12 protein-coding genes are annotated in these 13,585 nt (G+C 46.6%); 5 read left to right on the plus strand and 7 right to left on the minus strand.

Annotated features, from left to right (window positions below):
* Positions 1-669: 669 nt before the first annotated feature.
* The gene (locus C5O19_RS25500; protein WP_104716197.1) at positions 670-1,119 is read right to left on the minus strand and encodes a hypothetical protein; all 450 of its coding nucleotides are present in this window, start codon (positions 1,117-1,119) and stop codon (positions 670-672) included.
* Positions 1,120-1,800: 681 nt separating this feature from the next.
* Here C5O19_RS25500 and C5O19_RS25505 point away from each other — a divergent pair.
* Positions 1,801-3,021 (plus strand): alpha/beta hydrolase family protein, encoded by a 1,221-nt coding sequence (locus C5O19_RS25505; RefSeq protein WP_104716198.1) that lies wholly within the window; start codon positions 1,801-1,803, stop codon positions 3,019-3,021.
* Between the two features lie 71 nt (positions 3,022-3,092).
* On the opposite strand, the gene C5O19_RS25510 is transcribed toward C5O19_RS25505, so the two are convergent.
* Positions 3,093-5,192 (minus strand): hypothetical protein, encoded by a 2,100-nt coding sequence (locus C5O19_RS25510; protein ID WP_104716199.1) that lies wholly within the window; start codon positions 5,190-5,192, stop codon positions 3,093-3,095.
* 113 nt (positions 5,193-5,305) lie between these two features.
* Positions 5,306-7,777, minus strand: a complete 2,472-nt coding sequence (locus C5O19_RS25515) for a ribonucleoside-diphosphate reductase subunit alpha (RefSeq protein WP_104716200.1) — start codon at positions 7,775-7,777, stop codon at positions 5,306-5,308.
* A gap of 421 nt (positions 7,778-8,198) precedes the next feature.
* On the opposite strand from C5O19_RS25515, the gene C5O19_RS25520 reads away from it, so the two are divergent.
* Positions 8,199-8,444 carry a type B 50S ribosomal protein L31 gene (locus C5O19_RS25520; RefSeq protein ID WP_094814378.1) on the plus strand — a complete coding sequence of 82 codons (246 nt, stop codon included), beginning with the start codon at positions 8,199-8,201 and terminating at the stop codon, positions 8,442-8,444.
* 79 nt (positions 8,445-8,523) lie between these two features.
* On the opposite strand, the gene C5O19_RS25525 is transcribed toward C5O19_RS25520, so the two are convergent.
* Both C5O19_RS25525 and C5O19_RS25530 read right to left on the minus strand, forming a co-directional pair.
* Positions 8,524-9,441 (minus strand): SdiA-regulated domain-containing protein, encoded by a 918-nt coding sequence (locus tag C5O19_RS25525; RefSeq protein WP_104716201.1) that lies wholly within the window; start codon positions 9,439-9,441, stop codon positions 8,524-8,526.
* A 33-nt stretch (positions 9,442-9,474) separates the two neighbouring features.
* Positions 9,475-9,759, minus strand: coding sequence for a SelT/SelW/SelH family protein (locus C5O19_RS25530; protein ID WP_104716229.1), 285 nt, complete (start codon positions 9,757-9,759; stop codon positions 9,475-9,477).
* Between the two features lie 104 nt (positions 9,760-9,863).
* Between C5O19_RS25530 and C5O19_RS26430 the strand changes: the two genes are divergently transcribed.
* The 3 genes from C5O19_RS26430 to C5O19_RS25540 all read left to right on the plus strand — a co-directional run bounded on the left by C5O19_RS26430 (position 9,864) and on the right by C5O19_RS25540 (position 11,670).
* Positions 9,864-10,022 carry a YraN family protein gene (locus tag C5O19_RS26430; protein ID WP_262509743.1) on the plus strand — a complete coding sequence of 53 codons (159 nt, stop codon included), beginning with the start codon at positions 9,864-9,866 and terminating at the stop codon, positions 10,020-10,022.
* Positions 10,013-10,213, plus strand: coding sequence for a YraN family protein (locus tag C5O19_RS26435; RefSeq protein ID WP_262509744.1), 201 nt, complete (start codon positions 10,013-10,015; stop codon positions 10,211-10,213). The genes C5O19_RS26430 and C5O19_RS26435 overlap by 10 nt, the downstream gene beginning before the upstream one ends.
* A gap of 65 nt (positions 10,214-10,278) precedes the next feature.
* Positions 10,279-11,670: an alpha-L-fucosidase gene (locus tag C5O19_RS25540; protein WP_104716202.1), complete on the plus strand. Its 1,392-nt coding sequence runs from the start codon at positions 10,279-10,281 to the stop codon at positions 11,668-11,670.
* Positions 11,671-11,733: 63 nt separating this feature from the next.
* On the opposite strand, the gene C5O19_RS25545 is transcribed toward C5O19_RS25540, so the two are convergent.
* Together C5O19_RS25545 and C5O19_RS25550 are read right to left on the minus strand one after the other, a co-directional pair.
* A complete protein-coding gene (locus tag C5O19_RS25545; RefSeq protein ID WP_104716203.1) occupies positions 11,734-12,402 on the minus strand; it encodes a phosphatase PAP2 family protein in 669 nt (222 codons plus the stop codon).
* Between the two features lie 143 nt (positions 12,403-12,545).
* Positions 12,546-13,373, minus strand: a complete 828-nt coding sequence (locus tag C5O19_RS25550) for an N-acetylmuramoyl-L-alanine amidase family protein (RefSeq protein WP_104716204.1) — start codon at positions 13,371-13,373, stop codon at positions 12,546-12,548.
* Between the last annotated feature and the right edge of the window lie 212 nt (positions 13,374-13,585).

The raw sequence follows: 13,585 nt of genomic DNA on the forward strand, positions 1-13,585 counted from the left end.
GCGGGTGTTTTCGGTTTTGAGGTCATTGACCTGGGCTTGCAAGGCGGATGCTTTTTTCTTGCTTACGCAGGACTGACTCACAACGGCCACCGACAGGGCCATCATTACCCATACTTTTCTCATGATTCTACAACTGATAATTTAAAGGGGATGTGTTAAAAGCAATTTCAATTTTGCTGCAAATATATCAGACTGATTTTTAGTATGCTATTACCAGATATACGGGATTTTGCAGGAAGATGGTTCTTTTTAGCCGGGAAAAGTCCATTTTTCTCTAGTAGGTACTCTCGACTCAGCTTTGAAGCTTTACCCTCCGAGCAAACCCCACCGCATACTACCAAGTCGGCATACAAGCAGGACTCTTAAGCATAGAAACGAGTAATTATCGAGCGGTATTGAAACTACCTTTAACTTTTTATAAAAAGTTCGAGAGCTATTTTATAGCCACCTACTTCTCGAAAAGGAAGACTTTCTTCTCAGAAATCTAACGGAAGGTTGACCTGTTGAATACGTATTTTTTCCGAATTAGTAAACTCAGTTGATTAACGTTTAGTAACAAATCGAACAATCTATTTTCCCTTGATAAGTTATCTATCAAATATTGTTTGATCTAAAATTAAAAAGCACGGCTGATTATTCAGCCGTGCTTTTTAATTCATGCGTATATAGTTACTCTTCTTCACCAGAAGTAGCTGCCGTACGCGGAGCTTTATCTTTCAATGAAAGCTCATAGCCGCTAATACCCTCTTCTTCGTACGAGAATGGTTTGATTTCAAACGTATAATCATACGTAGAATAATCAAGACCCACTTTGTCAAAAATAGCTCCTAAAGCAATACCATGACCACGGCCACTTTTAGCCACGGAAAAAGCATCCGTATCGGCATCATCAGCCTTTACCAGGAAGAAAGAGCCAACGCCTCTTTTCCGTTCTTCCGTACCTACTTTGAATTTCGCAGAGCTAGGATCAGCTTCCAATAATTCAAGTACAGCAGGGGATAAAAGTAATTTCCCCTTTTTAGAAATTGAAGTAGTAACTGCTTCTTTTGATTTGGATGATTTCTTCTTTTCTTCTACATTATCAGTGGGAGAAAAGAAAAGAATTGATTTTTTTTTCATGAAGGATAAAATAATTAATTGTGCTGCTTGTGTATTGTAACGAAACAAATATCTGTTTTATGATTAAAAAATCAAATTCCTACCCGTAGATAAATTAAATTATTTCAGCAAAGGGACTTTAGGCGTTACTCGAAATAGCACTAATCGGCTAGGATTGATTTTGTATCTAACAGAATAGAGAACTCAATACAAGGGTTATTTGTTTTTCAATGACACTTTACTTTTCGAGTACCCAAGTTACGAAAAACAAAATTTGAGTAAATAGACGCAAAGACTACGGGTTCGTTTAATCATTTATTGGGCTTTAATTGAATTTTATAAAGGCAAACCTGCAGCGTAAAATTTTTTACTTTTTGTCATCCTACTCGAATAGGGATCTTTTTGCCTAAGCCTGCTCTTCAGTTATTCAGTGCTGAAAAGAAGCATTAACGTTTTGAAAAAGCCGTGGATACAAGATGATTTTTATTCCTATGAGCGGGCTGAATACGTTCGTAGAGCTTAGAAATCGGCGAAGGAATGTGATCTAGATCAAGGAAGTTCGCTTAAAATACTACAACTTGCTGACGCTGATAAAAGTAAACGGATTCCCCAAGATACGCGTGATACGCACTGGCGAAGTGTTTTTAATAAATACTGTATATCCTAAAATTGAGCTTACCCTCTTTTATTTTTATATCTACCATGAACAAACAACGTTTATTTTTCCGTAGCTGGCTTCCGATGCTGGTAATGGCGTGTTACCTGATGGCTTGCGGGGATGGCAATGATCCTAAACCAACCGAACCTGATCAGTATCTGGTACAGGCGGAGACCATAAAAACACTAACCAAAGAGGAAGTTGCCAAAGCGGTAGGGTCCAATCCCCTGTATCAGGCCCTGGTGCGTTATGGCGTGACTACCTATCGAATTACGTACAAAACGAAAGATACGGATGGGAAAGAAATTCAGGCTTCGGGGGCTTTAGTTATTCCAACCTTAGCGCAGGGGGCCAGTGGTGTACCGATGATTAGTTACCAGCATGGTACCTTATCAAGCGAATCGCAGGCTCCTTCTAACTTTGGTTCGGGGACGGATTCCCAATTAACGACCTTAATGGCTTCATTGGGCTACGTTGCTGTCGCACCGGATTATATTGGCTACGGAGCTTCAAAAGATCTGGCTCATACGTACGAACATCGGCAAGGTCTTTCCCAAGCTAGTCTTGATTTTCTGCGGGCGGCTAAGGAATATTTTGCTAAGAACAATACGACTGCCTGGGACAAACGTCTGTACTTAACCGGCTATTCCGAAGGAGGCTACGCGACGATGTCTTTGTTGAAAAAAATTGAGGAAGAAGCGAGTGGTGAGTTCACTCTACGGGCGGTTTCGGTAGGTTCAGGAGCGTATAATAAAACGGCTTTTATGAAGTCGATCATTAACGAAACCACGACTACTAAAACTGCCGGGTATAACCGTTTATACGCCTGGGTTTTATTGACCTATAATCGTATTTATGGCCTCAATCGTCCGGCTAGTTACTATTTTAAAGAGCCGTATGCTTCGCAGATTCCAGCGACGGTTAAACACGTAAGTGATTTGGGTCAATTGACAATCAATACCAATATTACGAATACGTTCACGGATGCCTTTAAGAAGGCGGTGAACGACGGTACAGAAACCGGTTTCCTGAATGCGGTAAAAGATAACGACGTTTACGACTGGAAACCCAAAACACCGCTCTGGCTGTATCACGGAACGGCGGATGATCTCGTCCCTTTCTTTAACTCCCAGAGTGCGGCTGAAGCCATGGCAGCTCGTGGGGCAACGACTGTTCGATTGTTTCCCATTCCCAATGCCAATCACGAGGGAGGCGTTGTTGGATACGCATCGGGAACGATAAGCTTGCTTAGCACTTTCCCCTAATTACGGACGAAGTCCATACTGAAAAGGCCGCTTTCATTAGGTATGAAAGCGGCCTTTTTGATAACCTAACGCTAGGGCATCTTTTGCAAGCCTTCCCAGCGGACCTTCCAGCCTTTGGGTAATCCCGGATTGATTTTTGTATTCCCATCGAAACCGGCACAGAGTGCGGCAGCGGCGGTGAGTAATCCGCCATTTCCGGGCAGGTAAATTCGTAAGCGGCCGTCCTGGAAATTATGACCGTTGGGCAAATAAGTATTCTTCTGAACGGGCATCAGCAGGGCTTCAAGGGCTCGTTCGGGCTGGTACAGACGAATGGCCGTCAGGGCCGTTAAGGGAAAATCCCAGCCCCACGTATGATCCCAGTTCCATTTTTCCCAGATGACGTCGAGCGTACGGTGCATGGTTGACGAATCCGTACCTGCCTGCAAAGGCATCATACCCAAGGCCCCCAGTACAGCAGGGTGATCAATCATGCGTTCGGGATTAGTATACGAATCGGGAGCACTTTCCGTCGCTAAATACACGCCATCTTTCTGAGGTAACGGCGAAAGTTTTTGCAGAACCTCATCCCATTCTTTTTTACGGGAAAGCTTTTGTCGCTCCCGCCATTGTTGAGCCGTTTCCAGAGCCCAACGCCAGTACGCCAGCTCGAAGGTGGGATTGTAGGTTTCTTCGGGTTTAAAACATTCCTGAGCCGGAATCAGCCCTTTGCCTAGTACGTAGCGGTCGCCTTCTTTCGTGGCATACGAGGCCATAAACGTTGCCGTTTGATCCACCAGCTCGGCGTACTTTTTCAATACCGAGGGATTCTTCTGATTTCGGTAACATAATTCAGCCAGATAAATGAAATGCGGCTGTTGCCAAATCAGAAAGGCTCCTACCGACGAAGGCGTTTCATTGCCTTCCGGATCGGTCATTTTTTGCCAGCGTACGCCCTGGTACCCCTGCCGCTGAGCAATTGCCCGGGCTTTTTCGACCGTTTTCTGGTACCAGTCCAAGCTTTTCTCCAGAAGTTCAGTTCGCCCCCATAAAGCAAAATGAACGCCGTGCCACCAGTGCATTTCCAGGTGCGGCTTTCCGTACCAGCTATTGTACGTAAGACCCGTTTCCTGCGGCGGCATGGCCTGCGTACAGTTGATTTTGGTCAGGTACTGGGAAAGAATAATGCGTCGTTCGAGTTCTTTGGCACGGGGGTCGGCAGTGCCCGAGAAATCGATGGCTGCTCCGGATGTCCAGAATTTTTTCCAGTCGTTGCTACTGCTGGTTTGCGTTTGAGCAAAACTCGGAGCCGCACCCCCCTGAGGCGTAAAAAGACAGCTAAGCGTAAGAGTCGGTTCTGTACTACTCAACAGAAATTCGTGGGATTGAGCAGCCTGTAGCGTAGCTTTTCCCGCCCAATTTAAAACTACTGAGTAATGATCCTGATCCAGCTGATGATCAATCTGAGCCGTAGTGGCCGCTTGTTTGACGATACGCGAGGTATGCTGATTGGCATGCGTATAATTCGCTCCAGCATCGACAAACTCATTGGTTGGGTACGGAAACCGTAGGCGAACTTTCAATCGATTTTGAGCCAGTAAAGGTGACTGAATCTGAGTAGCGACGGCATCCTGCGTCTGGTGGCCGTAGGTCAGTACGTCCACGGGTATTCCTTCCAGTTCAAAATGACTTTTTACGGTCCCGGTCCACATATTCAGCTCCTGACGAATAGTTGTTAGATCGCCAGGTTGGGCTTCCGAACCGTCCTTTTTCAGTAGTACCAGTCCCAGATTTCCCAGTTGTAACCGATGCGGATTTTGCCGGACGAAATCGACGGCCTGTTTCTCACGAGTGCTTGTCCCTCGTTGAACGGCATAGGTCACCTGACGACCCTGATGCGGGTACGGTTTTAGCGACTCCTGAAGCGTATAGTTTTCAGTATTAGGGTAACTGTGCCAGCCCCACTCCGACTGCGTACCCAGCGGTACGCCCTGAGCGTAATACGAAGGAAAGGTTTGTAATCCCGTAGCATCAACAGTAAAGGCGAAACTGCCATTTCCCACCGAAACGGAAGCTAGCGTATCCATCTTTGTAGTGATAACCGAATGACGCTCCACAAGAGCTTTACGGTCAATGCGTTGGGCGAATAAAGAATAAGGTAAGAGTACTAAAGTCCAGAGGTATTTTTTCATCAGTCCAGCGAAGTAGGTTATCGGAGAGACGATGAAGGGGCGGGGTTGCCCTGTAGGAAATGAAAAAAGGCAGACACTAGCGTCTGCCTTTTTCTATAGCTTAATTGAATCAATTACGATCCACACATCTCACATCCCTCCGGATCGTCCAGCGAGCAGGCAATCGCTGCCTTCGCGTCTTCTTCGGACCATTTCACGGGCTCTACTTCTTTCGTAGCTAGAGCGGCCTGAGCTTCTGGCGTGGCCAGGTAGTTCATGGCTTTTTCGTGAACGGTTGCCGTGCTGGGCTGAATCGCGACCTGAGCCTGCGTTTCCACCGTAAACTTAATGGCATCGGCAGCGGCTTTGGTACGCAGGTAGTACATACCCGTTTTCAGTCCCCGTTCCCAGGCATGGAAGTGCATGGACGTGATTTTACCGAAGTTGGCATCCGTCATGTGGATGTTCAGCGACTGGCTCTGGCAAATGAATGCTCCCCGGTCGGCTGACATGTCAATGATGGTTTTCTGCTTGATTTCCCAAACCGTCTTGTAGAGTTCTTTCAGGTTCGCTGGGATTTCAGGAATATTCTGTACGGAACCGTTCGCCGCGATGAGTTTATTTTTCATCGTTTCGTTCCACAAGCCCATTTTCACAAGGTCACGCAACAAGTACTTGTTCACGACTACGAATTCGCCGGAAAGTACGCGACGTACGTAGATGTTTGACGTAAACGGTTCGAAACATTCGTTATTACCCAGAATCTGGCTGGTCGAAGCCGTAGGCATCGGAGCAACCAGCAGGGAGTTACGAACACCGTGCGTTTTTACTTTTTCACGCAGCGATTCCCAGTCCCAACGATTGGATGTAGGCTTCACACCCCACATATCGAACTGGAAGATACCTTGTGAAATGGGGCTACCCGCCCAAGTTTCGTACGCACCGTATTTCTGAGCCTCTTCCATCGAAGCCTCCATGGCTCCAAAGTAGATGGTCTCGAAAATATCTTTATTAAGCTGACGGGCTTCTTCGCTTTCAAACGGCATACGCAGTTGTACGAAGGTATCCGCCAGACCCTGTACGCCTAAACCAATCGGACGGTGACGTTTGTTCGAACGCTCGGCTTCGGGTACGGGATAATAGTTGATGTCGATGATTTTGTTGAGGTTACGCGTAGCAACTTTCGTAATCTCATACAGTTTTTCGTGGTTGAAACGCAGGAATCCATCCTCACCTTTTTCCACAAATTTGGGCAGGGCCAGCGAAGCCAGGTTACATACCGCTACTTCGTCCGCTGCCGTGTACTCGATGATTTCTGTACAGAGGTTTGAAGACTTGATCGTACCCAGGTTTTTCTGGTTCGACTTGCGGTTCGCATGATCTTTGAAGAGCATGTAGGGCGTACCCGTCTCAATCTGAGATTCCATGATCTCAAACCAAAGATCCTGAGCTTTTACCGTGCGACGGGCTTTGCCTTCGCGTTCGTATTTTTCGTAGAGAGCTTCAAATTCATCACCGTATACATCCGACAAACCAGGGCATTCGTGGGGGCACATCAATGACCAGACGTCATTTTCCTTCACCCGCTTCATGAATAAATCAGGTACCCAGAGAGCGAAGAATAAATCGCGGGCCCGAAGTTCTTCTTTACCGTGATTTTTCTTCAGTTGTAAGAAGTCGAAGATGTCGGCATGCCAGGGCTCAATGTACATGGCGAAAGAACCTTTCCGTTTTCCACCTCCCTGATCGACGTAACGAGCCGTATCGTTGAATACCCGAAGCATCGGTACGATACCGTTCGAAGTTCCATTCGTACCCTTGATGTAGCTACCCGTTGCCCGGATGTTATGAATGCTCAAACCAATGCCACCAGCTGATTGTGAAATCAGGGCACATTGCTTCAGCGTGTCGTAAATTCCATTGATGCTGTCATCCTGCATGGTCAGCAGGAAGCAGGAAGATAACTGGGGTTTTGGCGTACCAGCGTTGAAAAGCGTGGGCGTCGCGTGCGTAAACCAGCGTTCAGACAACAGGTTATACGTTTCGATCGCCGATTCAATGTCATTTCCGTGAATGCCAATAGCTACCCGCATCAGCATATGTTGCGGACGCTCAGCAATTTTACCGTTGACTTTCAGTAAGTACGACTTCTCAAGTGTCTTGAAACCGAAGTAATCATAACCGAAATCACGATCGTAAATGATGGTAGAATCAAGCAAGGCCGCATGCTTCTTCACTACATCGTACGTTTCCTTAGAAATCAACGCAGCATTTTCGCTCGTTTTAGGATCGATGTAATGATACAGCTGCTTCATCGTCGCCGAAAACGACTTCTGCGTGTTCTTATGCAGGTTAGAAATAGCGATGCGAGCCGCCAGTGTCGCGTAGTCGGGGTGACGCGTAGTAAGGGAGGCGGCTGTCTCAGCGGCCAGGTTGTCAAGCTCTACCGTATTTACGCCGTCGTAAATACCGGATACGACCTTCATGGCTACCTCGATGGGCTGAACAAAGGCGGGATCTAAGCCGTAACACAGGCGTTCGATCCGGGCAGTAATTTTGTCAAACTTCACCGATTCGCGTCGGCCATCTCTTTTGATAACGTGCATATTGTCAGCAAATTAGAAGATAGATGAAATTACTCTATTTCTTAAATTGGATAGATATATTAAGCTGAAGCCTTACCCACGAAGGGGTATATCCTAAAAACTCGGACCAATAGCTTCAGTGGAGGATACCAGTAGTTGGCGAAGTATGCTTTCTGAATGTGAAATTAATGTTAAGTCGCCAATAACTTCTACTCGGGAAGGGTAAAAAAAAATATAAAAAATAAAGTTCATTCAGAGCCAAAAAGTTACCCTTTCGAATGATTGTTCGTATTTGGATTTACGTTTGATAATGCGTATACGAAGAATATTTTTATAGAATAAAAAAAAGAAAACATCAGGACAACCTTTGTTACATTCCCAAAAGATGATTATTTTTGCGGCCTATTTGTGCAAAGATCGTAACTGACTAACAATCAATATAATGGCTAAAGCAGATATTCATCCTGAGTACCGCGAGGTGGTATTTTGGGATCTTTCAAGCGACTACAAATTCCTGACCCGCTCTACGTCTACGACGAAAGACACGGTTGAATTCGAAGGCAAAACGTATCCTGTAGTGAAAGTCGAGGTTTCTTCACAATCTCACCCTTTCTACACCGGTAAGAACGTACTGCTCGATACGGCTGGTCGCGTTGATAAATTCAACAAACGTTACGGTAAGAAATAGTCTTTGTTCCGTATTGACCTTTCAAAAAGAGAATCCTGCCTTAGGCAAGATTCTCTTTTTGTTTTATATTCCTTCGTTCTTATTCCGTTCTGGGCTTAAACTGCCAGATTTTTCCGGGCCCTTTCTTTCCCTCGCTCGAAAGGAAGAGGGTACCATCCGGGGCAAAACAAATGCCTTCGGGCTGTTCGAATACTTTGGGGTCCAGTTTTTCGATGGCTACAAAATTGCCGCCTTTCCGGTCGAGTACCAGTAATTTATGGCCGACCGAAGCGAGAATGTACACTTCCTTGGTTTGGGGGTGCGTCGCAATGGCCGAAGGCTTAAACTCGGTATCTTTCCCCGTCAAACCAACTTCTTCAAAACTCTTCTTCCGTAAGACAATTCCTTTCCAGGAAGCATTTTTCTGCTGATCGTAGAAATACACGTATCGCTCATTTTTGGCGTTCTTGGTTTCTTTGGCCGCCACAAAAAACCACCCCGTTTTGCTATCAAACGTCAGGCCTTCCACTTCGTTCTGACCGGGCAATTGAAGATTAAACGTTTTAATGCTCTTGGATTCACCGCTAATGACGCCGCCGGGTAAATACGTTTGATTGAGCGTAAAAATGAAAAGCTGCCCGTCGCTTCGTAGAACGTAGAATTTGCCTTCGTGGTAAACAATATCTTCGTAGTCGCCAGCATTGCCCCAAATCCGCTGTTCGGTCATTTTTCCGGTTTGGTAATTAATTAAAAAGAGATCGCCCTGTTCGTCATTAATGGCCGCCAGCTGACCTGGTTTCACATACGTAATACCCGAAATCTCCTTTAAAACCGGAGGAAGACTGGAGACTTTGACGGGATGCTGCAAGTCATAGTCCAGCGGTTTGAGCGTATGGGCCTGTACGGCGACAGTTTCCTTTGTCTTCTTTTCTTTCTTGGGTGACTGGCAGGCGGAGAATAAGCTAAAAGCCAGTAGGCAGCCCAGCAGAGGTGCCGTTTTGTTCAAAGTTGAATGCATCAGAGGTAAACTAGTTTGGGTTAAGCAAAGCTACTATTCCGTTTTTCGGTCGGAATGACCGAGGGATTTTGCCGGAGCAATTAAATCTCGTACCTGTTGTTTCAAGGTTTTGATTTCGGGAAAACCACCGGCTTGTTTCCGGTCAAAAATTTCCTGCCCGTTCAGGTAGATTTTGAAAGTACCGGAAACTTCAGCTGGACGCAAGCCAACTTCTCCCAGCTCTTCCCAAAACGTCGTCAATAATTCCTGAGCTAGCCAGGCCGATCGCAGTAACCAGCCACAGCGAGGGCAGTATTCAATTGTAAGAATGGGTTTCATGGATTCAAGCTTAATCAGTATGTATAACGAACTATGGAACGGCATCCGTACTTCAGCAAATCTTAGCATCTTTTCCGTACATTCCATCAGCCTACAGCATTTTTGTGCCAACGCATCTACAGACTGGACAACGGGGGGAAGTTCTGGCCGCTCGCTTCTTGGAGCAGAAAGGGTACGAAATCGTCGCTCGTAATTACCGGGCCGGGCGGGCGGAGGTTGATCTCATGTACGTCGCGAACAGTGGATGGTCTTTATGGAGGTGAAAACTCGTACCAATCTGAAGTTTGGTTTTCCGGAAGCCTTTGTATCCGCCCGAAAAGAAACGTTGCTACGCCAGGCCGCCGATCAGTATGTCTATGAAACCAATTGGCGGGGGGCCATCCGCTTTGATGTAGTCGCGGTAGTCGTGACGTGGAAATCAGAAGAGCTGGTACATTTTGAAGACGTCTGGTAATCATCCAGAAAAAGGGTAGCAAAGGTTTCTTTTCTTCTTTTGTAAAAAACCTCTGTTCTTACTCTATGAAAAAAGTACTGCTTTCCGCTTTGCTGAGCGTTTGTTCCTGTTTTGCTATGGCTCAGAAGACCTACGAAGCTAACTGGGCCTCCATCGATTCACGGCCCGTTCCGAATTGGTTTGAAGACGCCAAGTTTGGCATTTTTATTCACTGGGGACTATTTTCCGTACCCTCCTACGCTCCTACCGCCCGCGATGGCATGGGCGTCTACGATCAATATTCAGAATGGTACTGGCAAAAGTGGCAGGATGCCAAAAGCAAAACTTCACCGCTATTTCAGAAATTTCATAACCGTGTCTATGGAACAGACACCAAGTATCAGGATTTTGTCAAAGACTTTAAAGCCGAATTTTTCAAGCCGGACGAATGGGCAAAGGTTTTTGAACAGGCTGGTGCGAAATATGTCGTACTGACGTCGAAACACCACGAAGGTTTTACGCTCTGGCCCAGTGCTCAGGCCTGGAACTGGAACGCCGTAGACGTAGGTCCACACCGCGACTTACTGGGAGATCTGACGTCTGCCGTCAAGGAGAAAGGCTTGCACATGGGCTATTATTACTCTCTATACGAGTGGTACAATCCGCTGTACAAACAAAGCGTGAACCGTTACGTAGACGAGCACATGATACCCCAGCTGAAAGACTTGGTAACCCGGTACAAACCCGACGTCGTATGGACGGATGGCGAATGGGACCATTCCTCGGAAGTATGGAAGAGTACAGAGTTTCTGGCCTGGCTGTACAACGAGTCACCGGTGAAAGAAACTGTGGTGGTCAATGATCGCTGGGGTAAGGAAACCCGTTCGAAGCACGGCGGCATTTACACAACCGAATACGATTTAGTACACTCGGGGAACGCCGATAATACGAAATTTACGCATCCCTGGGAAGAATGCCGGGGAATTGGCGGTTCGTTTGGCTACAATCGGGCCGAGATTCTGGAAGATTACGCTACATCAGCGGCGTTGGTACACATTCTGATCGAGAAAGTGGCTCGCGGCGGCAATCTGTTACTGAATGTCGGACCCACCGCGGATGGCCGTATTCCCGTCATTATGCAGCAACGGCTGAAAGACATGGGCGATTGGCTTAAGGTCAATAAAGATGCCATCTACGGTACGCGGGCCTGGGAAAAAGCTCCCGCTTTCAAGAAAGGTACCAAACTGTTTTTCACGCAGAAAGGAAAAGACCTGTACGTATTAACGACGGAATGGATGGATAACCTTTCGGTCGATGGCATCACTAAACCACAAAGCGTTTCCCTGCTGGGCTTTAAAGGAGCGGTGAAAACGAGTATGAAGGGAAACCAACTGACAATAGCGGCTCCGAACGTTACGCCCGCCACAATACCCTGCCAGCACGCCTGGGTATACAAGCTCGAAGGAGCGGGTCGATAGCTTGCGGGTTTCAGAAAAAAAGGCTGGACGGGAGATCTCCGTCCAGCCTTTTTTCGTGAATAGTTAGGCGACCCTTCGTCTCAATTCCAGACGTTTATCCAACCACTTTTTGGGATGCTGCTGCCAGTAGGTTTCTAGTCCTGTAAATACCAGCAGTGTAGATACCGTACCAATAATCGAACCTACGTAAATATCCGCGACGAAATGCTGGAATAGATACACGCGGGAATAAGCCCCCAGAACGGCCAGAAACAGAAATAGCCAGCCCCAGTGTTTGTTGCTTACCAGTAACGTAAGCAGACAAAACAAGGCAAAAACGGACGTTGAGTGGCCGGATGGAAAGCTATTAACGCTGTGTAAGTTGAGTCCGTCGACGGTATGAAAAACCCAGCCTGAATTTTTGTAAAAGGCACTGGGCCGTAATTCTCCCTCGAAAAAACTGTGTTTCAACAGCTGCGTAAACAGGCCAGCAATGAGTAAGGATAGTACACCAGCCAGAGCCCAGCGGTACCGAACAAATACTAGTCCAATGACAATGCCAAAACCCACGGCTCCGTCCGCGAGATCGGTCAGGTAATAAAAGAACACATCCCAGAAGGGATGATTGACGCCATTAATCCACCGCATCAGTACCGTCCGATCCAGCTGAGAAAGCATACTGCCGACAACGATAAGTAATAAAACATACGGCAGGAAGAAAGAATAATTCTGTCGGATCAATCGAAAAAGCATGCGAAGGGGTCGTGAAGAGTTGTTGGTTAGCAGTTGATCGTTTTATGGTTAGTAATGCCCTGGAAAGGTTGGGATACCTGATACATGGCAAAGTAACCGAACCTCTTAACCAATAACCCTTACCACTAACGAACAACTTAAACCTAATTATCCATTTCATTTTTATACTGCTCGAAGGCCCGGAAAATGGCTTCGGCGAGTTTATCCTGTCCGGCGTCACTGGCTAGGAAAGCCTCTTCGGTCGGATTAGATAGGTAACCCGTTTCAATCAGTACAGAAGGCGTGGCGGTAGTCCAGAGTACCAGCAGTCCGGCTTGTTTTACGCCACGACTGATGCGGTCCGCTCGCTTAAAGGCTCGTTCTACTTTCGAAGCAAAATTCACGCTGTTCGCCAGATACGCATTCTGGTAATTTTCCAGCATGATTTGCCCTAGTGGTGAATTGGGATCGAACCCTTCGTACTTCTTCTCGTAGTTCTTTTCCTGGAAAATTACGGCGTTTTCACGTTTCGCTACTGCCAGGTTTGCCTCCGATTTGTGTAACCCCATCACGTACGTTTCCGTACCATAGAAATCCCGGCGAGTCGCAGGCAGAGCATTGGCGTGAATCGACATAAACAGGTCCGCTTTATTCCGATTGGAAACGGCTCCACGTTCGTGTAATTCGACAAATACGTCCGTTTTACGGGTAAAAACGACCTTGACGTTGGGATAATGTTCTTTGATTTTTTCTCCAACGGCCAAAGCAATCGGCAGAACTACATTTTTTTCTCGGGTACCATTTTTACCAATTGCTCCGGGGTCTTTTCCACCGTGGCCAGCATCAATGACAACAGTACGAATCGCCTCTGCGTTGGGGTTCGCAACGGGAGGCCTTTCGGACACTGTATTCTCCTGAAAACTGAATAAAATCAAAACCAGCCCTAGTACGGGCCATACATTAACACACTTTAACGGGCTTTTTTCACGCATGCTTCTGAAGGTTGGTACAGTTACTATGTATTTTTGCCCGACAAATTTAAAGGAAAATGCGAGTCACTTACCGATGAAGCATGATTCAGTCGCCGTATCTTCGCTTCTTAAATTCGGAACCGGGAATTTTTAGTTTGTTCGTTAGCAATCAACTCATACCAACGCCAAAAGTTTCCCCGATAGTCTACTGAAAGGCCAGAAACATTGAACAT

It is taken from the genome of Siphonobacter curvatus (assembly GCF_002943425.1).
Lineage (GTDB): Bacteria > Bacteroidota > Bacteroidia > Cytophagales > Spirosomataceae > Siphonobacter > Siphonobacter curvatus.

Bases quoted from the DNA above. Each gene is read 5' to 3' on its own strand.
- C5O19_RS25500 (WP_104716197.1), bottom strand. From the start codon at position 1,119: ATGAAAAAAAAATCAATTCTTTTCTTTTCTCCCACTGATAATGTAGAA.
- C5O19_RS25505 (WP_104716198.1), top strand. From the start codon at position 1,801: ATGAACAAACAACGTTTATTTTTCCGTAGCTGGCTTCCGATGCTGGTA.
- C5O19_RS25510 (WP_104716199.1), bottom strand. From the start codon at position 5,192: ATGAAAAAATACCTCTGGACTTTAGTACTCTTACCTTATTCTTTATTC.
- C5O19_RS25515 (WP_104716200.1), bottom strand. From the start codon at position 7,777: ATGCACGTTATCAAAAGAGATGGCCGACGCGAATCGGTGAAGTTTGAC.
- C5O19_RS25520 (WP_094814378.1), top strand. From the start codon at position 8,199: ATGGCTAAAGCAGATATTCATCCTGAGTACCGCGAGGTGGTATTTTGG.
- C5O19_RS25525 (WP_104716201.1), bottom strand. From the start codon at position 9,441: ATGCATTCAACTTTGAACAAAACGGCACCTCTGCTGGGCTGCCTACTG.
- C5O19_RS25530 (WP_104716229.1), bottom strand. From the start codon at position 9,759: ATGAAACCCATTCTTACAATTGAATACTGCCCTCGCTGTGGCTGGTTA.
- C5O19_RS26435 (WP_262509744.1), top strand. From the start codon at position 10,013: ATGGAGGTGAAAACTCGTACCAATCTGAAGTTTGGTTTTCCGGAAGCC.
- C5O19_RS25540 (WP_104716202.1), top strand. From the start codon at position 10,279: ATGAAAAAAGTACTGCTTTCCGCTTTGCTGAGCGTTTGTTCCTGTTTT.
- C5O19_RS25545 (WP_104716203.1), bottom strand. From the start codon at position 12,402: ATGCTTTTTCGATTGATCCGACAGAATTATTCTTTCTTCCTGCCGTAT.
- C5O19_RS25550 (WP_104716204.1), bottom strand. From the start codon at position 13,373: ATGCGTGAAAAAAGCCCGTTAAAGTGTGTTAATGTATGGCCCGTACTA.